Here is a 22,755-nt window from a genome sequence, read left to right on the forward strand (position 1 = left end):
TTTGCATTTCGATGGACGCCAGACCATGCTCCGGCATAGAGATGCGGCGATTCCCATGAACGAGGGGCTGGCCACTATGGCCGATAAGGATCTTTCGGCCTATGAGGCGCCGATCGACCGCACGCAGCGTTCCGGCAGCATAGGTCTTGTGTTTGCTGTGGCGGTGCTGCTGGTTGGCGCGTCCATCGCCATTACCTTCATGCAAGAGGACCGGGCAGGTCCCTATATCCTCGTGTTCCTCGGGGCGCTGGCGGTCATCGGCATCTTCGCGCTTTTCGCGCTGGCCATCGGTGTCCTCAACTTCGGCGGCCGCGCGGTGCGCGAGGATTTCGCGCGCGCCTTCGTGGCCGGCGCTGACGACGGCATTCTCGTCACCGATGCCGACGGCGGCATCATCTTCGCCAATCGCGCCTATCTTGCGCTCACCGGCGCGGAAGGCGCCGAGGACGCAAGGCCGATCGAGCGTGTCTTCGCAGGCGATCCCGACGTGGCCGAGGCGGTCTATCGGCTGTCCCAGGCTGCCCGTGAGGGCAAGAAGGCGCAGGAGGAGTTCCGCGTCGCCTCCAGCCGCAGCGGCGGCCCTGCGTGGTTCCGCGCCTCCGTCTATGCGCCTGAGAGCGCGCGCAAGGAGCTGATCTGGACGCTGTCGAACGTCACCCGCGAGCGCGACCGGCAGGAGAATATTTTCCAGGAACTGCAGCACGCCATCGATTTTCTCGACCATGCGCCGGCCGGCTTCTTCTCGGCGGAGGCAGACGGCGCCATAGGCTATATGAACGCTACGCTTGCCGGCTGGCTGGACTACGACCTGACACGGATCGGTTCGGGCGGCCTCGTGGTGGGCGATATCCTCGCCAATGACAGCGTGCTGCTTCTCTCCGCCACTGGCGCTCCCGGCACGGTGACCACCGAGGTCATCGACGTCGATCTCAAGACCCGCGGCGGCCAGAGCATGCCCGTGCGCCTCCTGCACAAGGTGGCCACCGCGCCCGACGGAACGCCCGGAGCATCACGGACGCTGGTGCTCGATCGTTCACGCGGCACCGGCGTGCCCGATCCGCTGCGAGCGGCCGAGGTGCGTTTTGCGCGCTTCTTCAATAACACGCCCATCGCCATCGCAACCGTCGACCGCTCGGGCCGTATCGCCCGTTCCAACGCCGCGTTCGCGCGCCTCTTCGGCGACATCATCAAGAACGACGATGAGCGCAGCATCACGCAGGCTTTGGGAGAGCGCGACCGCGCGGCGCTGGCGCTGGCCATCGAGGCGGCGGCGCAGGGGCGGGGCGATCTCGTGCCTCTCGACGCGCAATTCGCGGGACCGGCGAACCGATCGGCGCGCTTCTTCGTCAGCCCGGTGGAGGAAGACGAGGGCGACGACGAGGCTGCCATTGTCTATGCGCTCGACACCACCGAGCAGAGGGCGCTGGAAGCCCAGTTCGCCCAGAGCCAGAAGATGCAGGCCATCGGCCAGCTCGCCGGCGGCGTGGCGCATGATTTCAACAATGTGCTGACCGCCATCATCGGCTATTCCGATCTGCTGCTCGCCAGCCACCGGCCGACGGACCCGTCCTTCCAGGACATCATGCAGATCAAGCAGAACGCCAACCGCGCGGCGGGTCTCGTGCGGCAGCTGCTGGCCTTCTCGCGCCGGCAGACGCTGCGGCCGCAGGTGCTGGCCCTCAACGACGTTTTGGCGGAGGTCCGCATCCTTCTCGCGCGTCTATTGGGCGAGAAGGTCACCCTCGATGTCGTGCACGGCCGTGACCTCTGGTTCGTCAAGGCCGACATCAACCAGCTCGAGCAGGTCGTCATCAACCTAGCCGTTAATGCGCGCGATGCCATGCCTGAGGGTGGCACGCTGACGGTGCGGACCCGCAACCTGCCTGAAGCCGAGGTGCCGACCTTTGGAGAGACCAGCCTGCCGGCGGCGAATTATGTGCTGATCGAGGTCAGTGACACCGGCACCGGCATGGAGCCGGAAATCCTCGAAAAGATCTTCGAGCCCTTCTTTTCCACCAAGGAAGTGGGCAAGGGCACCGGCCTCGGCCTGTCGACGGTCTATGGCATCGTCAAGCAGACCGGCGGCTTCGTCTTCGTGAAGAGCAAGCTCGGCGAAGGCTCCACCTTCCAGATTCTTCTGCCGCAGCACATTCCGGCCGAGACCGCTCCCGAAAAAGCGGTAGAGGCACCAGCGGCGCAGGCCGACATGACTGGCCGCGGCACCGTCCTTCTGGTGGAGGACGAGGATGCCGTCCGCGCCTTCGGTGCCCGTGCACTGGCCTCGCGGGGGTATACGGTTCTGGAGGCCTCGTCGGGGGTCGAGGCACTGGCCATCGTTGATGAAGGTGCCCACATCGATCTGGTCGTTTCCGACGTGGTGATGCCGGAGATGGACGGCCCGACGCTGCTGCGCGAGTTGCGCGCCCGCAGCGCCAAATATCCGATCATCTTCGTTTCCGGCTATGCGGAAGACGCCTTCAAGAAGAACCTGGGCGAGGAGGAGCAGTTCTCCTTCCTGCCGAAACCCTTTACGCTGAAGCAGTTGGTTCAAGCCGTTAAGGACACCATGCCGTAATGTTCACATTTTGTTCTTGCGAACAAGACGGGAACATGCGAATGTCGCGCCCACATTGAACGGCTCTTCTCAGCCGTGCATAAGGAGCGCGCATCATGGCCCAATCGATTCTCAAGCTCGTTGAAGGAACCTCAATGGACAAGACGAAGGCGCTGGACGCCGCGCTCTCGCAGATCGAGCGGGCTTTTGGCAAAGGCTCGATCATGCGGCTTGGCGCCGGCCAGCAGATCGTGGAAATCGAGACCGTATCGACGGGGTCTCTCGGCCTTGACATCGCGCTCGGCGTCGGCGGATTGCCACGCGGCCGTGTGGTCGAGATCTATGGCCCGGAGTCATCGGGCAAGACCACGCTGGCGCTGCACACCATCGCTGAGGCTCAGAAGAAGGGCGGCGTCTGCGCCTTCGTCGACGCCGAACACGCGCTCGATCCGATCTATGCCCGCAAGCTGGGCGTCAACCTCGATGACCTCCTGATCTCGCAGCCCGACGCCGGCGAACAGGCGCTTGAGATCGCTGATACGCTGGTCCGCTCCGGCGCGGTGGACGTGCTGGTGGTGGATTCGGTCGCCGCCCTCGTGCCGCGCTCGGAACTGGAAGGCGAAATGGGCGAGGTTCAGCCCGGCCAGCAGGCCCGCCTGATGAGCCAGGCGCTGCGCAAGCTGACCTCTTCCATTTCCCGCTCCAAGACGCTGGTCATCTTCATCAACCAGATCCGCATGAAGATCGGCGTCATGTACGGCAGTCCGGAGACAACCACGGGCGGCAATGCACTGAAGTTCTATGCCTCCGTGCGCCTCGACATTCGCCGCATCGGCGCCATCAAGGACCGCGATGAGGTGGTGGGCAATCAGACCCGCGTCAAGGTGGTCAAGAACAAGGTGGCGCCACCGTTCAAACAGGTCGAATTCGACATCATGTATGGCGAAGGCGTCTCCAAGATGGGCGAGTTGATCGATCTCGGCGTCAAGGCCAATGTGGTCGAGAAGTCCGGTGCCTGGTTCTCCTTCGATAGCCAACGCCTTGGGCAGGGTCGGGAGAACGCAAAGATATTCCTGCGGAACAACCCTGAGATCGCCGCGAAGATCGAAGCTTTGGTGCGGCAGAACTCGGGCCTTATCGCCGAGCAGATCCTCAACCAGGAGCCGGGCGACGGCGAGGACGACGGTACGCCGCCGGAAGATTGAGTTCTTAAGGCTCCGGCTTTCTGGACACTCTCCCGGACCTCAGGCTAAGACATGGCGGCGCGCTCCCTGGCGGGGCGCGTTTCGCTGTTTGCTGGCAGGTGCCAGCGCTAAGGTGACTAGACGACAGGATCGGTATCATGAGCGGCGTCAACGAGATCAGGGCGGCCTTTCTCGACTTCTTCGTGAAGGAAGGGCATGCGGCCGTGCCGTCGAGCCCGCTGGTGCCCCGCAACGACCCGACGTTGATGTTCACCAACGCCGGCATGGTGCAGTTCAAGAACGTCTTCACCGGTGTTGAGGCGCGCCCCTATGCGCGCGCCACCACGGCGCAGAAATGCGTGCGGGCCGGCGGCAAGCACAACGATCTCGAGAACGTCGGCTACACGGCCCGGCATCACACCTTCTTCGAGATGCTCGGCAACTTCTCCTTCGGCGATTACTTCAAGGCCGATGCCATCGATTTCGCCTGGCGGCTTGTTACCAAGACCTATGGCCTCGATGCCTCGCGCCTGCTCGCCACCGTCTATCATGACGATGAGGAGGCCTTCGGTCTCTGGAAGAAGGTGGCCGGACTGCCGGACAGCCGCATCATCCGCATCGCGACGTCGGACAACTTCTGGGCCATGGGCGACACCGGTCCTTGCGGCCCGTGCTCGGAGATCTTCTTCGATCACGGCGAGGGCGTTCCGGGTGGGCCTCCCGGATCGCCTGACGAAGACGGCGACCGTTTCATCGAGATCTGGAACCTCGTGTTCATGCAGTATGAGCAGCTGTCGAAGAGCGAGCGCGTCGATCTCCCGCGTCCGTCGATCGACACCGGCATGGGGTTGGAGCGCGTCGCCGCGGTGCTCCAGGGCAAGCACGACAACTACGACATCGATCTCTTCCAGGCCTTGATTCGCGCTTCGGTCGAGGCCAGCGGCGCGCCGGCAGAAGGCAAGGCCCGCGTCAGCCATCGTGTCATCGCCGATCACCTGCGCGCTTCATCCTTCCTGGTGGCGGACGGCGTCCTGCCGTCCAATGAAGGCCGTGGCTATGTCCTGCGTAGGATCATGCGCCGCGCCATGCGGCATGCGCAGCTTCTCGGCGCGCAGGAGCCGCTGATGTATCGCCTCGTGCCGGCCCTGATCCGCGAGATGGGGCCGGCCTATCCGGAGCTGCTGCGGGCCGAGGCTCTGATCACCGAGACGCTGAAACTTGAGGAAACCCGCTTCCGCAAGACGCTGGTGCGGGGCCTCGGCATGCTGGATGAGGAAAGCGCTCAACTTTCCGAGGGTGATACCTTCTCCGGCGACGTCGCCTTCAAGCTCTATGACACTTATGGCTTCCCGCTGGATCTGACGCAGGATGCCCTGCGTGCCCGCGGCATCAGCGTCGACACTGCGGCCTTCGAGACTGCCATGGCGCGGCAGAAGGCGGAGGCGCGTGCGGCCTGGGCCGGATCCGGAGAAGCGGCGACGGAGACGGTGTGGTTTGGTCTTCGCGACAAGGCCGGCGCCACGGAGTTCCTGGGCTATGACACCGAAAGCGCGGAAGGCGAAGTGCTGGCGCTCGTGAAGGATGGCGCCGAGGCGGACCGCCTCGCGAAAGGCGAAAGTGGCTTCCTCATCGTCAACCAGACGCCGTTTTATGCGGAGTCCGGCGGCCAGGTAGGTGACACCGGCGTCGTCACGGGTGCCGGTGTGAAGGCGCGCGTCACGGACACACAGAAGAAGGCTGATGGTCTCTTCGTCCACGCTGTGACGGTGGAGGAGGGCGAATTGGTGCCAGGCCTCGCGCTGGAGCTGAAGGTCGATCATGGCCGCCGCACCGCGATTCGCGCCAATCATTCCGCGACCCATCTTCTGCACGAGGCGTTGCGCCAGGTGCTCGGCGACCACGTCGCGCAGAAGGGCTCGCTGGTCTCGCCCGAGCGTCTGCGGTTCGACATCTCGCACCCGAAGCCGGTTGCGTCGGGCGAACTCGTCGGGGTCGAGGACATCGCCAATCGCATGGTGCTCCAGAACGCACCCGTTGAGACGCGTCTCATGGCCGTTGACGATGCCATTGCCTCGGGCGCACGCGCGCTCTTCGGCGAGAAATATGGCGATGAAGTCCGGGTCGTTTCCATGGGCGCCAACGAGGATGGCAAGGTCTTCTCGATAGAGCTCTGCGGCGGCACGCATGCCCAGCGCACAGGCGATATCGGTCTTGTGGCGGTGGTGGGCGAGAGTGCCGTCGCGGCGGGCGTGCGCCGGATCGAGGCCCTGACGGGTGAGGCGGCGCGCAAACATCTCGCCGAGCGCGCGCGCCGGTTTGAAGGTTTGGCCTCCGAACTCAAGGTTTCGGTGGCGGATGTGGAGACGCGCCTTGCCGCGCTCGTCGAGGACCGTCGCCGCCTGGAACGCGAGCTTGCGGAGACGCGCAAGAAGATGGCCATGGGCGGCGCATCCGGTGCCAACGCCGATGACGCAGTCCGTGACCTCAACGGCGTTAAGTTGCTCGCCCGCGCAGTCGAAGGCATCGAGATGAAGGACCTCAAAAGCCTTGCCGATGCCGGCAAGAAGCAGATCGGTTCCGGTGTCGTCGCCATTGTGGGTGTGACCGGCGAAGGCAAGGCCGGCATCGTCATCGGCGTCACGCCTGACATGACAGCACGCTTCAACGCGGTCGACCTCGTGCGCGCCGGGGCAGCGGCCCTCGGCGGAACGGGCGGCGGCGGTCGCCCCGATATGGCCCAGGCCGGCGGCCCTGACGGCTCCAAGGCCAACGAGGCCCTCGATGCTGTTGCCGAAACGATGCGCGCAGCAAGCTGACCGATTGGGGGGAGGCGATGGCGCGTCCCTTTTCTTCTCCTGAAACATGAAAAAAGGCGCGGATCTCTCCGCGCCTTTTGTGTTTTTAAGTCTTAGGCGATGCTCAGGCCATGGCCTTCTGCAGGTTCTGGTCGACCTTGTCGAGGAAGCCGGTGGTGGAAAGCCAGCGCTGCTCAGGCCCGACGAGAAGGGCGAGGTCCTTGGTCATGAAGCCGGATTCAACCGTGTCCACGCAGACCTTTTCCAGCGTTGCGGCGAACTTCGCGAGCTGAGCGTTGTCGTCGAGCTTTGCACGATGTGCGAGGCCGCGGGTCCAGGCGAAGATCGACGCGATGGAGTTGGTCGAGGTCTCCTGGCCCTTCTGATGCTGGCGGTAGTGACGCGTCACCGTGCCGTGGGCCGCTTCCGCCTCGACGGTCTTGCCATCCGGCGTCATCAGCACGGAGGTCATGAGGCCGAGCGAGCCGAAGCCCTGGGCCGCGGTGTCGGACTGCACGTCGCCGTCGTAGTTCTTACAGGCCCAGACATAACCGCCCGACCACTTGAGGCAGGATGCCACCATGTCGTCGATGAGGCGATGCTCATAGGTGATCTTCTTGGCGTCGAACTGATCCTTGAACTCGGCGTCGAAGATCTCCTGGAAGAGGTCCTTGAAGCGGCCGTCATAGCCCTTGAGGATCGTGTTCTTGGTGGAGAGATAGACCGGATAGTTGCGGGCCAGGCCGTAGTTGAAGGAGGCGCGGGCGAAATCGCGGATCGAGTCGTCCAGGTTGTACATGGCCATGGCGACGCCGGAACCCGGAGCGTCGAACACCTCGTGCTCGATCACCTGACCGTCCTCGCCGACGAACTTGATGGTCAGCTTGCCCTTGCCGGGGAACTTGAAATCGGTGGCGCGGTACTGGTCACCGAAGGCGTGGCGGCCGATGACGAAGGGCTGCGTCCAGCCGGGAACGAGGCGCGGCACGTTCTTGCAGATGATGGGCTCGCGGAAGATCACGCCGCCGAGGATGTTGCGGATGGTGCCATTGGGCGACTTCCACATCTTCTTCAGCTTGAATTCCTCGACGCGGCCTTCGTCGGGCGTGATGGTCGCGCACTTCACACCGACACCATATTTCTTGATGGCCTCGGCGGAATCCACCGTCACCTTATCGTCGGTGCGGTCGCGGTTCTCCATGCCCAGGTCATAATAGTGCAGGTCGACGTCGAGATAGGGATGGATCAGCTTGTCCTTGATGAACTGCCAGATGATCCGGGTCATCTCGTCGCCATCAAGTTCCACCACCGGATTCGCGACCTTGATTTTCGCCATTGCGCCATGTCCTTTTTCTGTGCAGGGGAAGCGGGGCTGAACCGCATTTGAAACTATCGCGGCCCCTCTAGCATGCGGGCGCGGCAAACGCCAAGGCATAGAGTGGGCCGAGGCTTACTGTTGACAGGAGTGGCCTGGATGGCCGGAACGAACCGATCGGCAAAACGCCTCACCGGAGGCCCGGCCATCATCCTGGTCGAGCCCCAGCTCATGGAAAATGTCGGTGCGGCGGCGCGCGCCATGGCCAATTTCGGCCTTTCCGAACTGCGCCTCGTCGCGCCGCGCGATGAATTTCCCAGCCGGGCCGCCACCATGTTCGCGGCTGGCGGCGCTTACGTTCTTGAAGAGGCCAAGGTCTTCGCCACGCTGGAGGAGGCGATTGCCGATATCTCCTATCTCGTCGCCACCACCGCCCGGGAACGTGGACAGGAAAAGCCGGTCGATGACGCGGAAGAGGGCGCCCGCCGCATCCGCGCCATGGAAGCAACGGGCGTCAAGGCCGGTATCCTGTTCGGCCGCGAGAAGTCCGGCCTCTCCAATGATGATGTTGCGCAGGCGGACCGCATCCTGACCTTCCCCGTCAATCCGGCCTATGCCTCGCTCAATCTTGCGCAGGCCGTGCTCCTGGTCGGCTATTGCCTGATGCAGGCTTCCGGCGGCGAGATCCCCTATGAGACGCAGCCGCGCTCCCGGCCGGCGATCAAACAAGAGTTCAACGCGTTTTATGCGCATCTTGAGCAGGAGCTCGACGCCTCGGGCTTCTTCCGATCTCCGGAAAAGCGCGAGATCATGAGCCGTAACCTGCGCAACATCTTCCAGGGCCTGCAACTGACGCAGCAGGATCTGCGCACCCTTCACGGCGTGGTGGCTTCGCTGGTGGAGGGGCGCCCGGCCAAGGGCGAGCGTCGCGAGCGGCGTATCCTGAAGAACATGGACAAGGCTGAGACCGAATAGAAGCCGGGTTGGCGTGCTCGCCGCCGCGTGGTAATCGCGCGGTTCTTCCCCTCTGGAGATCCGGTATGACCCAGGACGTTCTTATCGCCCCTTCGATTCTCGCGGCGGATTTCGCGCGGTTTGGCGAGGAGGTGCGCGCCGTCGACGAAGCGGGTGCCGACTGGATCCACGTGGATGTGATGGACGGCCATTTCGTGCCGAATATCTCCTTCGGTCCCGAGGTGGTTCGGGCGATCCGCCCGCATACGAAGAAGCCGCTGGACGTCCACTTGATGATCGCGCCGGCTGATCCCTATCTGGATGCTTTCGCCAAGGCCGGGGCGGATGCCATCACCGTTCACGCCGAAGCGGGCCCGCATCTCGATCGTTCGCTGCAGGCCATTCGCGCGCTCGGCAAGCGCGCCGGCGTCGCGCTCAATCCGGCAACGCCGGCCGAGGTCATCCGTTACGTGCTTGACCGCATCGACCTCGTCCTCGTCATGACGGTCAATCCCGGCTTCGGCGGCCAGTCCTTCATCCAGCCGGTGGTCCCCAAAATCCGCGAGATACGCGACATGCTTGCGGGACGACCCGTGGACATCGTCATCGACGGGGGCGTGACGCCCGACACGGCAGGTGCCTGCGTCAAGGCCGGCGCCAATGTCCTGGTCGCCGGTTCCGCGGTCTATTCCGCCGGCGCCGAGCGTTACGGCGAGCGGATAGAGGCAATCCGCAAGGCCGGCTTGGCCGCGAACGCTGTGGCGGCCTGAGTTCTCCTTTTCCGGAAGCGCGCCGGCGCTTCCCATTTTTGATATTCAAGAGGTCTCTGAATGGTCCCCCGTTACGCCCGCCCCGAGATGGTGTCGATCTGGTCGCAGGAGACCAAGTTCCGCATCTGGTTCGAGATCGAGGCTCATGCCTGTGACGCCCTGGCCGATCTTGGCGTGATCCCCAAGGAGGCGGCCAGGACCATCTGGGAGAAGGGCGGAGCCGCGACCTTCGACGTGGAGCGGATCGACGAGATCGAGCGCGAGACCAAGCATGACGTCATCGCTTTCCTCACGCATCTTGCCGAATTCGTTGGACCGGACAGCCGCTTCGTCCATCAGGGCATGACGTCGTCAGACGTGCTGGACACCTGCCTCAACGTCCAGCTCGTCCGGGCGGCCGATCTCCTGATCGCCGATCTTGACCGGGTGCTGGCCGCGCTGGAGAAGCGCGCCTTCGAGCACAAGCTAACGCCGACCATAGGCCGCAGTCACGGCATTCACGCCGAGCCTGTGACCTTCGGGCTGAAGCTCGCCCAGGCCCACGTTGAGTTCCAGCGCAATCGCGCGCGGCTCGTCGCTGCACGGGAGGAAGTCGCCACCTGCGCCATCTCCGGTGCCGTCGGAACCTTCGCCAATATCGATCCGCGCGTGGAAGAACATGTCGCGGAGAAACTCGGCCTCAAGCCGGAGCCGGTATCGACCCAGGTCATCCCCCGCGATCGGCACGCGGCCTTCTTCGCGGCGCTGGCAGTGACCGCCTCTTCGGTGGAGCGCCTCGCCATCGAGATCCGCCACCTGCAGCGCACCGAGGTGCTGGAGGCGGAAGAGTACTTCTCGGCCGGGCAGAAGGGCTCGTCCGCCATGCCGCACAAGCGCAACCCCGTGCTGACGGAAAACCTCACGGGCCTTGCCCGGATGGTGCGCTCCTACGCCCTGCCGGCCATGGAAAACGTCGCCCTCTGGCATGAGCGCGACATCTCGCATTCCTCGGTCGAGCGGTTCATCGGGCCGGATGCCACCATCACGCTCGATTTCGCGCTCAACCGCCTTGCCGGCGTCATCGAGAAGCTCCTGATCTATCCAGAGCGCATGCAGAAGAATCTCGATCTTCTCGGCGGTCTCGTCCATTCCCAACGCGTGCTGCTCGCGCTGACGCAGAAGGGCGTATCGCGCGAAGACGCCTACCGCCTGGTGCAGCGCAATGCTATGCCGGTCTGGCGGGGCGAGGGCGATTTCATGAGTCTTCTCAAAGGCGACGCCGAGGTTTCTCAGAAGCTGTCGGAAGCGGAAATCGAGTCGCTCTTCAACCTCGACTTCCATTTCAAGCACGTCGACACGATCTTCCGTCGCGTGTTCGGCCGGGCCTGACCTCCATGCGCGCGGCGGATGCCGACATCCTGATGGTGCCAGGCTGGCAGAATTCCGGCCCCGACCATTGGCAGAGCCGGTGGCAGGAGAAGTTGTCGACCGCCCGGCGGGTCGAACAGGACGACTGGGAGCAGCCGGTTCTCAGCCACTGGGCGGACCGGCTCGTGAGTGAGGTGAACACGTCCACCCGGCCGGTCGTGCTGGTCGCCCATAGCCTGGGCGTGCCAACGGTCGTTCACGCTGCACCGCGGTTCACGCCGGGCAAGGTCGCCGGGGCCTTTCTCGTCGCTCCGCCGGCGCCGGCCTTTCTGGCATCAGCGGGTAGCATCGACCCGGCCTTTGCCGCGATGCCCGAGGCGCCGTTGCCCTTCACAACGGTGCTGACCGTCAGCAGCAACGACGAATTCTGCGAACACGATGAAGCGGTGCGGCTTGGTACGCTTTGGGGCGCGGAAATCGCTCAGGCGGGCGAGGCAGGGCATATCAACGGGGCCAGCGGCCACGGCCCCTGGCCCGAAGGCATCCTGCGTTTCGCCGGCTTCATTTCGCGGCTCTGAGCCGAGGCCTAGCTACGAGTTTGAGCCGTCGCGCTCATGCCTTTGCTGCGGGCTCATGCTATCACCGCCTCGAGAGCGATTGCGGCCGGATGGGTAAATCAGGCTACCGCCAGGCCCAACCGTCACCGCCCCATCGCGGTTGGGGCGGCCGCCGCGCGAAGGCCGGCGATCACGATCATAGCGATCGCGATGACGGTCGCGACGATAGCGGTCGCGGTAGCGATAGTTGTTGGACCCGTAGTAGTAGCGGTCGACAAAATAGGGCGCGGGCGCAACGACAACAGGCGGCCGATAGACCGCGCGTGGCCCTCCTGTGGCAAGATAGGAGGCGCTGGCGAAGCCCTGACCGCCGCCGAAGTCGAGGCGGCACCAGGATCCGGCGCAACTGATGACTTCAACCGGCTCGCCGTCCCTCAGCGTCGTTATGACAGGGTAGCGTGTCCCGGGTCCGGACCGGACGTTCAGGTCCGCGGTGGCGTAGGCGGAATAAGCCTGCGCGTCGGCGGCCCAGACCGCCGACAGCAGCAGGACCGAAAGAAGGGTGGCGGTTCTGGCAACCATGGCTTTCAGCTCATAACAGCGCGTTCGCGCGAGAGATTTATGGAAACGTTGCAGCCGCGCGAAAGGTTGCTGGCGACTGTCAGAAGCCGAAGAAGAGGCCGACGCCGCCTCCGCGATAATAGATCGGGGGATCGTAGTAAGGCACCGAGTAGATCACCGGGCCCGGAGGCGGAGGCGGGGGCGGCATCACGACCACGGGCGCCGGCGCATAACGGCGCGGGCCGCGATAGTCATATGCAAGGTAGGAGCGGCTGGCGAAGCCACCATAACCACGCCAGCCAATCTCACACCATGCGCCCTGGCAGTCGACCACCTCAACCATATCGCCACGCGGAATGGTCGCGACCGGGGCATAGGCGGTGCCCGGCCCCTGACGGAGATTGAGGTCCGCCGTCACATTTGCGGGGACGGCGAGGGCGGAGGTCGCTGTCGCGAGCGATGTCGCGCCAGCGACGAGAAGATGTTTCAAGGACAAGGTCATGACGCAAATCCCTTGGCCGGCAGGTCCGGCGCATGATGAGGATGATAACATTCCTGCGCCGGACTATGTTGGAAACAAGGCTTTCAGCTGCTCTTCACTTCAAGGATCGCGCGGTCCATCAAATCGACCATGGTGCGCTGGATCTGGTGATCGGACTGCGTCACGCCGGCGGCATCGAAATCAGCGCGGATCTTGCGAAACACGTCATGGTCGCCAGCCTCTTCGAAATCGGCGTGGACCACCTCCTTGGCGTAGGCATCGGCTTCATCGCCACTCTTGCCGAGCTTCTCGGCGGCCCAAAGGCCAAGCAGGCGGTTGCGCCGGGCCGTGGCCTTGAAACGGAGTTCCTCGTCATGCGCGAACTGGCGTTCAAAGGTCTCTTCGCGCTTGTCGAACGTGGTCATATCCGTATGTCTCCCTATCGCCCCGCCCGTTGCGGCGGAATGGTCACTATCTTGCATAAAACCCGGCATTCCCTAAATCAACGGAGCCTCACAAAGCGCGCGTCTTCGTGAAAGCTCTCATTGTCACGGGCGGTGCCTTCGGATAGGTTGCGCGCGCTCGGGCGGGGACGCGTGCTGGGCCGCTGCCGATTCCGGCGGCATGACCGGCATCTCAACAAGGAGCCTCGAGCGCCACGATATGGATTTCCTCAAGCCACGGTATATGCCCATGAATCGCCGCCGCCGCATTTACGAGGGCAAGGCGAAGATCCTCTATGAGGGTCCGGAACCTGGAACGCTCATTCAGCACTTCAAGGACGATGCGACCGCGTTCAACGCGAAGAAGCATGAGGTCGTCGACGGCAAGGGTGTGCTGAACAACAGGATCTCGGAATATATCTTCCAGCACCTGAACGACATCGGAGTGCCGACCCACTTCATCCGCCGCCTCAACATGCGCGAGCAGCTGATCCGCGAAGTTGAGATCGTGCCCCTGGAGGTGGTGGTGCGCAACGTCGCCGCCGGTTCGCTGTCGACGCGCCTCGGCATCGAGGAAGGAACCCAGCTGCCCCGGTCGATCATCGAGTTCTACTACAAGAACGACGCGCTGAACGATCCCATGGTCTCCGAAGAGCACATCACCGCCTTCGGCTGGGCGACCCCGCAGGAGATCGACGACATCATGTCGCTGGCGATCCGCGTCAACGACTTCCTGTCCGGTCTGTTCCTCGGCGTCGGCATCCGCCTCGTCGACTTCAAGATGGAATGCGGCCGCCTCTGGGAGAACGAGATGGTACGCATCGTGCTGGCCGATGAGATCAGCCCGGATTCCTGCCGGTTGTGGGACATCAAGTCCAACGACAAGCTGGACAAGGACCGCTTCCGCCGCGACATGGGCGGCCTCGTTGAGGCCTATTCGGAGGTTGCCCGCCGTCTCGGCATCCTGTCGGAAAGCGATAATCCGCCGCCGACGGCCGGCCCTTCCCTGGTCAAGCACTAAAAGCTTTGCCAGGATTGGGCGACGATGCTACCGCAGGGGCCAACTGGCCCCTGTTTTCTTAAAAGAACCATTCTCGAGAGCCGATCATGAAAGCCCGCATCACCGTCACCCTGAAACCCAGCGTCCTGGATCCTCAGGGCAAGGCGATCGAAGGCGCGCTCGGCAGTCTCGGCTTTGCCGGTGTCGGCAGCGTGCGCCAGGGCAAGGTGTTCGACATCGAGCTCTCCGGCAGTGATCGCGCGGCCGCCGAAACACAGCTCAAGGCCATGAGCGAAAAGCTTCTCGCCAACACCGTGGTGGAAAATTACCGGGTCGAAATCCTGGATAACCACGCCTAAATCCGAGGTGATGCCATGAAATCCGCCGTCGTTGTCTTTCCCGGTTCCAACCGTGAACATGACGCCGCCCGCGCCTTGAGGCTGGCGACGGGGCAGGAGGCCGCGATCGTCTGGCATGGGGACACATCGCTTCCTTCCGGGACGGACATCGTGGTGCTGCCGGGCGGCTTTTCCTATGGCGACTATCTGCGCTGCGGCGCCATCGCCGGTCGGTCGCCCATCATGGACGCGGTGAAGGCCCATGCCGATCGCGGCGGCCTCGTGCTTGGCATCTGCAACGGCTTTCAGATCCTCTGCGAGGCGGGGCTGCTGCCGGGCGTGCTGATGCGCAACAAGGAAAAGCGCTTCGTCTGCAAGGTGACCAACCTGAAGGTGGAGCGCAACGATACGCCCTTCACCCGCGCCTATGACAGGGGCCAGGTTCTGGCGATCCCCTGCGCGCACGGCGAGGGCAACTATCAGGCCGATGCGGAAACGCTGGCACGGCTGGAAGGTGAGGGGCTCGTCGCCTTCCGTTACTGCGCCCCCGATGGCAGCATCGACGCCGGCTGGAACCATAACGGCTCTCTGAACGCGATCGCCGGCATCTATTCGCCGAAACTCAACGTGCTCGGCATGATGCCGCACCCGGAAAACCACGTGGATCCGGCGGTGGGGCCGACTGATGGCCTCGCCCTGTTCAAAAGCCTGTCGATGGTGCTTGAGAACGCTTAGCGCCGCCGTGAGTGGCAAACAAAAAGCCCGGCTCGCGCCGGGCTTTTTTGTTTCTAGCAGGAGGTCAGTTCGTCAGACGGATGTTGCCAATTTCCATCGCGATGTTGCGGAAGACACCGTCAAGCTCAGCAGCATTCTGAACATCGTAATATTTGCTGTCATCGGTCGCACAATTGCGAAGCAGGTCAGCGTCGCCGTTGATCACCCGGATCGTGTAGATCTTGATGCCTTCCGATTTTGCGGTTGAGCAAGCGAGGGCTGTCCGCTGGTTCATGTCGTTGATACGAGCTGTTCCGCCCGGCAGGTGCGGTTCGGCATACTTCGTAACTCGATCCACGGTGTTGTCGCCGTCGGTGAGGACGATCATGAATTTTTCCACCTCACGAGAGGCTGGCGCAGCGTTTGCGAAGATCCCCTCATCAGAAAGAGTCATCAATCCCCAGGAGACACCGAGGGTGATGTTCGTCGCACCGACCGCGGGAAGAGAGCCGATGTCCTGCTTGAGTCTGCCGAAGTCGTTTGTCAGCGGCGTGATGGTTGCCGAGTTGCTCTCACACGTGCTCGCCCAGTGGCCTGTTTGGCGTAGAGAACTGCTGGAGGCCTTCTTGATCGTGGCATCGTAGTTACCGGCACGCTCGCGATTGCTCAGGCAGCCCCGCCAGGCACTGCGGGTCGTCGCTTGATATGCCGCGTCCTGATACTGAGGCCGGTTTTGGTAAGCGGGATCGTTCAATTCGGCGTAGAGCCAGTCGGAATTGCGGTACTTGGTGTCGATCCTCACCTGAGCATTGAATGGTACAACCGCGATACGAGCCGCATCCGTGGTGTATTCATTGCTTGCGAGGATGTCGACGAGACCCTTCGCGGCCTTCCTCATTTCGGCGATTTTGTTGCCCTTCATTGAGCCGGTAGTGTCCAGGACCATAGCCACTTCGATCTTCGTGCTTTTCCACTCAACCCGGGCCTCGGCCTTTACCGGCAGCGTTTCATAGCCCGGGACTATGGCCATCAAAGCGGTTGGCAAAGTTCCTTCGCCTTTCGCGACGACTGCCTTCTCGTCGCGCTCTACCTTGAATGAGCCGAACTCGAAGCTCGGCTGGCCGAGGTTCTGTTTGAAGAAGGCGTCCGTATATTTTTCGAACTCGTCGTCATTCATATTACCGGCTGCCTTTGCCGCAGCGACGGCTGCTGCATCGACGGCCGCCTGTAGTTCCGTGCGGGCATTGCTGACGCGGGTGTAGTCCACCGCGAGGCCCATTCCCATGATGGCCGGGGTTACCGCCAGGCCGAACAAGATCGCGATATTGCCGCGCTCATTTTTGCGGAAGCGGGAAAGCAGGGACATCTCTGAACTCCACGTCTTTAAATTTCGTCAATATTTAATAGGTCGTTTATTTCTTAGATGCATCTAAAATCCAATCTATTTACGATCGGCTTACGATCTTGGTAAATGTAGATTTACTATTGGTGCTGAATTTTATGCTTAATTCTGACTCCTGATGGGGGAATCGCTCAGTTTTCAGCTGGTTGTGATTGCCGGCTGCCAGCAGGTCTTCCGTCTGAGGCAGACAGGCCGCTTTGGAGTTGGGAAAAGCGCGATCCCGAAATGGGACTGGATGCCCCGATTTGGTGCATTTTCTGCAGCGGCAAGCCTTTTGTGTATCTTGCGGATATGGCTGCTTATGGGGGCGCTGCGGAGGCTTGCTCCGATCCGGGACAGACGGAATCGGCGTCTCCGCGGCGACCCCTGCGCCTCAAAATGAATGAGCACCGGCGGATAGCCGGTGCTCTGATCAGCGCGACGCGGTGGGGGCTATCAGGTTGCCAGGCGAAGGACGTCGTAGGTCTTTTTGAAGAGCGTCTCGAAGGCCTTCACGATGTCCTCTGGCGCATCTCCCATCTCGAAGAGATCGGGGGAAGAGGCGCACTGGCGGAGGCGGTCTTCGATCTGGTCGCGGAAGTTGGCGACCGTGGCGTCGTAGGTGGCGTCGCCCTGGATCGGCCGATACTCGGTATAGATCACCGCGAGCTTCCGGCCGCCCTTCTTCAGGTCGTCGCAATAGGTGAGGTCGATCATGCGCACATCATTGGTGCCGTCTTCGTTCTTCTTGCCGCGTGCGGACTGCACGCCATCCGTTACAAGGATGATGACGTCGCTGGTTTCGTGATTGCGAAATTGCCAGGCGGCGTTCGGCAGTGTCTTGTCGAAGAAGGTCGCAGCTTCGGCCGGCGATTTGTAGCCGATGTCGACTTGGCTTAATGCGTCGCGGACTGCGCGCTTATCGGTGGTGGGGGCGATGATCGTCTTCAGGTCGTCGGAAATGGAATAAAGCGAAAAGCTGAAGGGGGCGGTCTGGCCGCTTTCGCGCGCTTCCGCCATATCGAGCGCCCGCTCGATCCCGCTTTTGGCGACGTCGATGCGGAGCTTCATGCCCTGTATGCCACGGGCGACTTCGAGGTAGGTCGCAGGTTCGGAACTCATCTTCAGGTGGCAGGCAAATTCGCAGCCTTGCGGATGGGTTTCTGATGGTGTCACCGCCCTGAGCGCGTCCCTCGAGAAGTCATCGGCCGCGAGGCCCATGGAATCCGAGGTGTCGATGAGGAAATGGTAGCGCAGCGGTTGCCGCGCAGCGCCCATATTGACCGACACCGACCCGGTGACGGTGGTGGTGTCGATACCTGCCACCGGCATCAGCGCGTTTTCGATGTCGCCGTCGAAGGTCAGCAGCAGGCTCTTCTTGTCCTCGTCGGTCGTCGTAACTCGGGCCTTCACGTTGCGGAGGCGCGCCGCATCCCGGGGATCCAGCGAACTCTGGAACAGCGCTTCCGCATCGTTTTCCAGCTCTGCGAGTGACTTGCCCTGATTGTCCTTGTTCATGGTCGCCAGGGCGGCGTAATCCGCGGCAGCCTGCAGGCGCGTCTTCAAGTCAGACGCGCGTGTGTAGTCCAGTGCTAGGCCCATGGCGATAACAACCGGAAGGATGCTCAGGCCGAACATCATGGCGATGTTGCCGCGCTGATCCTGACCAAAACGGGATACCAAGGACATTTTGCCGTGCTCCGGGCCTTCAACTTCCGTCAATCTTTAATAGATGCATGAACTTTCATATGCATCTAAAATTCGATGTATTTACGAGTTAGATTGCGGCTAGGTAAATGCCTTGTTCTAATGGAATGTAAATATTTATTAGAATTGTTTGGTCCTTTCTGAAGCTGTTGAATTCTCTTCAGTGCTCGTGAATGGTGCCGAGTACTTCCGTGCGATGTGCATCTGTGGGTTGGTGTGAGAATGACCTTATAAAGCCTGTCCCAATCTGCGACATGTCGTGTCAAAACGGCACGGGTAGGGCAGGGCATGTGCCTAAGACCGCCAATGGCTGCTTGCAACCATCGGCTTTCACTCTCCGAGCGCCGTTCTCGGTCCCGCAATGGCACGCACCAACGGGGTCCAAAGGTGATGGCCTTGGCTGGGACGACGGGCTCAAAGCCTGATGTTGCGGTTGCGCCGCTGGGTCAGGAAAGCTATTGCCTTGCCACGGCTCGGCCTGCACCTGAAAGCTCGCGATCTCATGATAGACAACAATCCCCCGATCACACCCGAACTCGTTGCCCAGCACGGCCTCAAGCCGGACGAATATCAACGGATTCTTGATCTGATCGGGCGCGAGCCGACGTTGACCGAGCTCGGCATCTTCTCGGCCATGTGGAACGAGCACTGCTCCTATAAATCCTCGCGCCTGCACCTGCGTGGTCTGCCGACCAAGGCGCCCTGGGTGATCCAGGGACCGGGCGAGAATGCCGGTGTCATCGACATTGGCGACGGGCTTGCGGCCGTCTTCAAGATGGAGAGCCACAACCATCCTTCCTTCATCGAGCCTTACCAGGGCGCGGCGACCGGCGTCGGCGGCATTCTTCGTGATGTCTTCACCATGGGCGCGCGGCCGATCGCCTCGCTGAACGCACTGCGCTTCGGCGCGCCGGATCATCCCAAAACCCGCCATCTGGTTGCCGGCGTCGTGGCGGGCATCGGCGGCTACGGCAATTCCTTCGGCGTGCCTACTGTGGCGGGCTCTGTCGGCTTCCACACGCGCTATGACGGCAATATCCTCGTCAACGCCATGGCCGTGGGCCTCGCTGAGACGGACAAGATTTTTTATGCCAAGGCGACGGGTGTCGGTAATCCCATCGTCTACCTCGGCTCCAAGACGGGCCGCGACGGCATCCACGGCGCGACCATGGCTTCCGCGGAGTTCGGCGAGGGGGCTGAGGAAAAGCGCCCGACCGTGCAGGTGGGCGACCCCTTCGCGGAAAAGCTCCTGCTGGAAGCCTGCCTGGAGATCATGGAAAAGGGCTGCGTCATCGCCATCCAGGACATGGGCGCGGCGGGCCTGACCTCATCGGCGGTGGAGATGGGCGCCAAGGGCGATCTCGGCATCGAACTCGACCTCGACAAGGTGCCTTGCCGTGAAGAGGGCATGTCTGCTTACGAGATGATGCTGTCGGAAAGCCAGGAGCGAATGCTCATGGTGATCCGCCCCGGCAAGGAAGCGGAGGCCGAGGCGATCTTCACCCGCTGGGGCCTCGACTTCGCGGTGGTCGGCAAGACCACGGACACGCTGCGCTTCGTCATCAAGCACGGCGGCAAGGTCATGGCCGACCTGCCGATCAAGGAGCTGGGCGATCAGGCGCCGCTCTATGACCGTCCCTGGGTGGAGACGCCGAAGGCGCCGGTTGTCGATGCCGCCGATGTGAAGGCCGAGCGCAGCGACCGCGCGCTTAAAAGGCTGCTCGGCTCGCCCGATCTTTCCTCCAAGCGCTGGGTCTGGGAGCAGTATGACTATCTGATCCAGGGCAATACCGTGCAGCGGCCGGGCGGTGATGCGGCCATCGTCCGCATCAAGGAAGGGCCGAAGGGCCTTGCCCTGACAACCGATGTCACGCCCCGCTATTGCGAGGCCGATCCGTTTGAGGGCGGCAAACAGGCGGTTGCCGAAGCCTGGCGGAACATCACGGCCGTGGGCGGGCGCCCGCTTGCCATCACCGATAACCTCAACTTCGGCAACCCCGAGCGCCCGGAAATCATGGGCCAGTTCGTCGGTTGTCTCAAAGGCATCGGTGAGGCCTGCCGTGCCCTCGATTTCCCGGTCGTGTCGGGCAATGTCTCGCTCTACAACGAGACGCAAGGCCGGGGCATTCTCCCGACCCCGACGATCGGCGGCGTTGGCGTCGTCGATGACATTTCGAAGACCGCGACGCTTTCCTTCAAGGCGGACGGCGAGGCGGTCGTTCTCATTGGCGAGACCAGGGGCTGTCTCGGCCGTTCCATCTATCTTTCGGTCATGACCGGCCGTGAGGAGGGGGCTCCTCCGCCGGTGGATCTCGCGGTGGAACGTCGCAATGGCGATTTCGTCCGCGATCTCATCATGGCGGGCACCGTCACGGCGGTGCATGATCTGTCCGACGGCGGCCTGGCCGTGGCGCTTGCCGAAATGGCGATTGCCGGCAAGCGCGGCGCCAGCATTGATGCTCTGCCTGATGGCATACCGGTTCATGCCGCGCTCTTCGGAGAGGACCAGGGACGGTATGTGGTGACGGTGCGGACCGATCGGCTCGAACCGCTGCTTACGGCGGCCAAGGCGGCCGAGGTGCCGGCGCTGCTCCTGGGCAGTACGGGCGGTACGACATTGCAATTGCCCGGCGGCGATCCGATATCTGTTTCCGAACTGACGTCGGCGCATGAGGATTGGATGCCGCATTATATGGCTGGCGAACCTATGGCAGCGGAGTAAGATCACGCCATGCCGATGGAAGCCCATGACATCGAACGGCTGATCAAGGCCGCCATTCCGGACGCCGAGGTCACGATCCGCGATCTTGCCGGCGACGGTGATCATTACGCAGCTGTGGTCGTTGCGGAGAGTTTTCGCGGGCGCTCGCGCGTCCAGCAACACCAGATGGTCTATCAGGCGCTGAAGGGTGAAATGGGTGGGGCGTTGCATGCGCTGGCCCTGCAGACCTCAGCGCCGGAGAATTGAGAGAGAAAGACAATGAGCGCACACGACACGATCGACGCCGCCGTGAAATCCGATGATATCGTCCTCTTCATGAAGGGGACCAAGCAGTTTCCCATGTGCGGCTTTTCAGGCCAGGTCGTGCAGATCCTCGACTATCTCGGCGCGCCCTACAGGGATGTGAATGTGCTAGAGAATGACGAGATCCGGCAGGGCATCAAGGATTACTCCAACTGGCCCACCATTCCGCAGCTCTACGTGAAGGGCGAATTCATCGGCGGCTGCGACATCGTGCGGGAGATGTTCCAGGCCGGTGAGTTGCAGTCACTCCTGGCCGGGAAGGGCATCGAAGTGCGCCAGGCTGCCGGCTGAGCGGCTTGATCATCGCATAGATCAGAAGGCGCTGGTCCCTCCTGCGCCCTCTTTTTGGTCGGCGACGGCCGCTCAATGCGCCCGAAGTGAAGCGCCTCCCAGATAGCCAGCTGCGGCAAGACGCTTCCTGAGACCCGCGTCATCCAGAATCTCCAGATCGAGCAGGGCCTGATAGGGGTCACCCTCAAGCCCTAGGACTTGAGCAAAAGCCGGTTCGGTCTTTGCGCCCACATGCCTCAGCGCCATGACCTTGTCACGAAAGGCTGAGTTGCCTTGCGCTAGGAGGCGGCGTTCCACCTTGAAATGGCGCCAGCCCAGCTGTTCGGCGACAGGCTGAGGCGAGCCGAAAATCTCGAACGGCCAGCCCTCTGCCTCAAAGGTTGTGATGATCGGCCGACCATTGCCTCTCCATTGCCTCAGCGAAAAGTCGGTGAAGCCGGCATAGGTTCTCCAGAGCAGCGAAGCGAATCTGTCAGGGGCCGGTGCATGGCAGAGGATGTCGATGTCGCTTCCCGGAATGTCGATCCCGAGCGGCAGGGTTCCTGCCACATGGGGGTCGAAGGCTTCCAGCGTCTTTAGGATGCCGAGACGCGCCAGAGCGGTTTCGAAGGCGGGTCGGGATGCCATCATCCTCTCGTGTCCTGCTGCGGAAAGGCCGGCACGAAAAAGGCCGCCCGGAGGCGGCCTTTCCAAATTCGGATGACCCGTCGGATCAGCGCGAGTAGTACTCGACCACCAGGTTCGGCTCCATGCGAACCGGGTAGGGCACCTCGGCAAGCGTCGGAACACGCACATACTGCGCGACCATCTTGCTGTGGTCGACGCTGATGTACTCGGGCACGTCACGCTCGCCAGACTGAGCGGCTTCCAGAACGAGCGCCAGTTCCTTGGACGACTGCTTGACCTCGATCACATCGCCGACCTTCACGAGGTAGCTGGCGATGTTGACCCGGCGGCCGTTCACACGGATGTGGCCGTGGTTCACGAACTGGCGCGCGGCGAAGATCGTGGGCACGAACTTGGCGCGGTAAACGACGGAGTCGAGGCGGCGCTCGAGCAGGCCGATCAGGTTCTCACCGGTGTCGCCCTTGAGGCGTGCGGCTTCGACGTAGGTCTTGTGGAACTGCTTCTCGGTGATGTCGCCGTAGGAGCCCTTCAGCTTCTGCTTGGCGCGGAGCTGGACGCCATAATCGGAGAGCTTGCCCTTGCGGCGCTGTCCGTGCTGGCCCGGGCCATATTCGCGGCGATTGACCGGGCTCTTGGCACGGCCGAAGATGTTTTCGCCGAGACGGCGATCAAGTTTGAACTTTACTGCGTGACGCTTCGACATCGCGTGTC

The 22,755-nt window shown here is 62.6% G+C and carries 21 protein-coding genes; 13 read left to right on the forward strand and 8 right to left on the reverse strand.

Annotated elements, in window-relative coordinates:
* The first annotated feature begins 25 nt into the window (after window positions 1-25).
* From cckA to alaS, 3 genes are all read left to right on the forward strand, one after another.
* Window positions 26-2,575 carry a cell cycle histidine kinase CckA gene (gene cckA, locus IEV58_RS08835; RefSeq protein WP_229729307.1) on the forward strand — a complete coding sequence of 850 codons (2,550 nt, stop codon included), beginning with the start codon at window positions 26-28 and terminating at the stop codon, window positions 2,573-2,575.
* A gap of 95 nt (window positions 2,576-2,670) precedes the next feature.
* On the forward strand, window positions 2,671-3,759 hold the full coding sequence (recA, locus tag IEV58_RS08840) for a recombinase RecA (RefSeq protein ID WP_188409374.1): 1,089 nt from the start codon (window positions 2,671-2,673) through the stop codon (window positions 3,757-3,759).
* Window positions 3,760-3,896: 137 nt separating this feature from the next.
* Window positions 3,897-6,554, forward strand: a complete 2,658-nt coding sequence (gene alaS, locus IEV58_RS08845) for an alanine--tRNA ligase (protein WP_188409375.1) — start codon at window positions 3,897-3,899, stop codon at window positions 6,552-6,554.
* 103 nt (window positions 6,555-6,657) lie between these two features.
* On the opposite strand, the gene IEV58_RS08850 is transcribed toward alaS, so the two are convergent.
* On the reverse strand, window positions 6,658-7,869 hold the full coding sequence (locus IEV58_RS08850; protein WP_188409376.1) for an NADP-dependent isocitrate dehydrogenase: 1,212 nt from the start codon (window positions 7,867-7,869) through the stop codon (window positions 6,658-6,660).
* A gap of 138 nt (window positions 7,870-8,007) precedes the next feature.
* Between IEV58_RS08850 and IEV58_RS08855 the strand changes: the two genes are divergently transcribed.
* The 4 genes from IEV58_RS08855 to IEV58_RS08870 all read left to right on the forward strand — a co-directional run bounded on the left by IEV58_RS08855 (window position 8,008) and on the right by IEV58_RS08870 (window position 11,497).
* Complete coding sequence (locus IEV58_RS08855; protein WP_188409377.1) at window positions 8,008-8,823, forward strand: RNA methyltransferase; 816 nt, start codon at window positions 8,008-8,010, stop codon at window positions 8,821-8,823.
* 65 nt (window positions 8,824-8,888) lie between these two features.
* A complete protein-coding gene (rpe, locus tag IEV58_RS08860) occupies window positions 8,889-9,572 on the forward strand; it encodes a ribulose-phosphate 3-epimerase (protein ID WP_188409378.1) in 684 nt (227 codons plus the stop codon).
* A 60-nt stretch (window positions 9,573-9,632) separates the two neighbouring features.
* The gene (gene purB / locus IEV58_RS08865) at window positions 9,633-10,940 is read left to right on the forward strand and encodes an adenylosuccinate lyase (protein ID WP_188409379.1); all 1,308 of its coding nucleotides are present in this window, start codon (window positions 9,633-9,635) and stop codon (window positions 10,938-10,940) included.
* Window positions 10,941-10,945: 5 nt separating this feature from the next.
* A complete protein-coding gene (locus IEV58_RS08870) occupies window positions 10,946-11,497 on the forward strand; it encodes an RBBP9/YdeN family alpha/beta hydrolase (RefSeq protein WP_188409380.1) in 552 nt (183 codons plus the stop codon).
* A 12-nt stretch (window positions 11,498-11,509) separates the two neighbouring features.
* Here the strand turns inward: IEV58_RS08870 and IEV58_RS08875 are convergent, their stop codons facing one another.
* The 3 genes from IEV58_RS08875 to IEV58_RS08885 form a co-directional block, all read right to left on the reverse strand.
* Window positions 11,510-12,058, reverse strand: a complete 549-nt coding sequence (locus IEV58_RS08875; protein ID WP_188409381.1) for an SH3 domain-containing protein — start codon at window positions 12,056-12,058, stop codon at window positions 11,510-11,512.
* A gap of 79 nt (window positions 12,059-12,137) precedes the next feature.
* Window positions 12,138-12,539, reverse strand: coding sequence for an SH3 domain-containing protein (locus tag IEV58_RS08880; protein WP_188409382.1), 402 nt, complete (start codon window positions 12,537-12,539; stop codon window positions 12,138-12,140).
* Between the two features lie 83 nt (window positions 12,540-12,622).
* A complete protein-coding gene (locus IEV58_RS08885) occupies window positions 12,623-12,943 on the reverse strand; it encodes a DUF1476 domain-containing protein (RefSeq protein WP_188409383.1) in 321 nt (106 codons plus the stop codon).
* Window positions 12,944-13,211: 268 nt separating this feature from the next.
* Here IEV58_RS08885 and purC point away from each other — a divergent pair, with 268 nt between their 5' ends.
* From purC to purQ, 3 genes are all read left to right on the forward strand, one after another.
* A complete protein-coding gene (gene purC, locus IEV58_RS08890; protein WP_229729308.1) occupies window positions 13,212-13,982 on the forward strand; it encodes a phosphoribosylaminoimidazolesuccinocarboxamide synthase in 771 nt (256 codons plus the stop codon).
* A gap of 86 nt (window positions 13,983-14,068) precedes the next feature.
* Window positions 14,069-14,320, forward strand: a complete 252-nt coding sequence (gene purS / locus IEV58_RS08895) for a phosphoribosylformylglycinamidine synthase subunit PurS (protein WP_188409385.1) — start codon at window positions 14,069-14,071, stop codon at window positions 14,318-14,320.
* Window positions 14,321-14,335: 15 nt separating this feature from the next.
* Window positions 14,336-15,034, forward strand: coding sequence for a phosphoribosylformylglycinamidine synthase subunit PurQ (purQ, locus tag IEV58_RS08900; RefSeq protein WP_188409386.1), 699 nt, complete (start codon window positions 14,336-14,338; stop codon window positions 15,032-15,034).
* Between the two features lie 64 nt (window positions 15,035-15,098).
* On the opposite strand, the gene IEV58_RS08905 is transcribed toward purQ, so the two are convergent.
* Window positions 15,099-16,379 (reverse strand): TadE/TadG family type IV pilus assembly protein, encoded by a 1,281-nt coding sequence (locus IEV58_RS08905; RefSeq protein WP_188409387.1) that lies wholly within the window; start codon window positions 16,377-16,379, stop codon window positions 15,099-15,101.
* Window positions 16,380-16,850: 471 nt separating this feature from the next.
* Window positions 16,851-18,083 (reverse strand): TadE/TadG family type IV pilus assembly protein, encoded by a 1,233-nt coding sequence (locus IEV58_RS08910; protein ID WP_188409388.1) that lies wholly within the window; start codon window positions 18,081-18,083, stop codon window positions 16,851-16,853.
* Window positions 18,084-18,603: 520 nt separating this feature from the next.
* Between IEV58_RS08910 and purL the strand changes: the two genes are divergently transcribed.
* From purL to grxD, 3 genes are read left to right on the forward strand one after another with little or no spacing between them, the layout of a single operon-like run.
* The gene (gene purL, locus IEV58_RS08915) at window positions 18,604-20,823 is read left to right on the forward strand and encodes a phosphoribosylformylglycinamidine synthase subunit PurL (protein ID WP_188409389.1); all 2,220 of its coding nucleotides are present in this window, start codon (window positions 18,604-18,606) and stop codon (window positions 20,821-20,823) included.
* 9 nt (window positions 20,824-20,832) lie between these two features.
* A complete protein-coding gene (locus IEV58_RS08920) occupies window positions 20,833-21,069 on the forward strand; it encodes a BolA family protein (protein ID WP_188409390.1) in 237 nt (78 codons plus the stop codon).
* A gap of 12 nt (window positions 21,070-21,081) precedes the next feature.
* Window positions 21,082-21,417: a Grx4 family monothiol glutaredoxin gene (gene grxD / locus IEV58_RS08925; RefSeq protein WP_188409391.1), complete on the forward strand. Its 336-nt coding sequence runs from the start codon at window positions 21,082-21,084 to the stop codon at window positions 21,415-21,417.
* A 72-nt stretch (window positions 21,418-21,489) separates the two neighbouring features.
* Here grxD and IEV58_RS08930 read toward each other — a convergent pair whose 3' ends face one another.
* Window positions 21,490-22,047 carry a DUF4269 domain-containing protein gene (locus tag IEV58_RS08930; protein ID WP_188409392.1) on the reverse strand — a complete coding sequence of 186 codons (558 nt, stop codon included), beginning with the start codon at window positions 22,045-22,047 and terminating at the stop codon, window positions 21,490-21,492.
* Window positions 22,048-22,129: 82 nt separating this feature from the next.
* Complete coding sequence (rpsD, locus tag IEV58_RS08935; protein WP_188409393.1) at window positions 22,130-22,747, reverse strand: 30S ribosomal protein S4; 618 nt, start codon at window positions 22,745-22,747, stop codon at window positions 22,130-22,132.
* Window positions 22,748-22,755 lie beyond the last annotated feature (8 nt).

Source organism: Agaricicola taiwanensis (assembly GCF_014635245.1).
GTDB lineage: Bacteria > Pseudomonadota > Alphaproteobacteria > Rhizobiales > Methylopilaceae > Agaricicola > Agaricicola taiwanensis.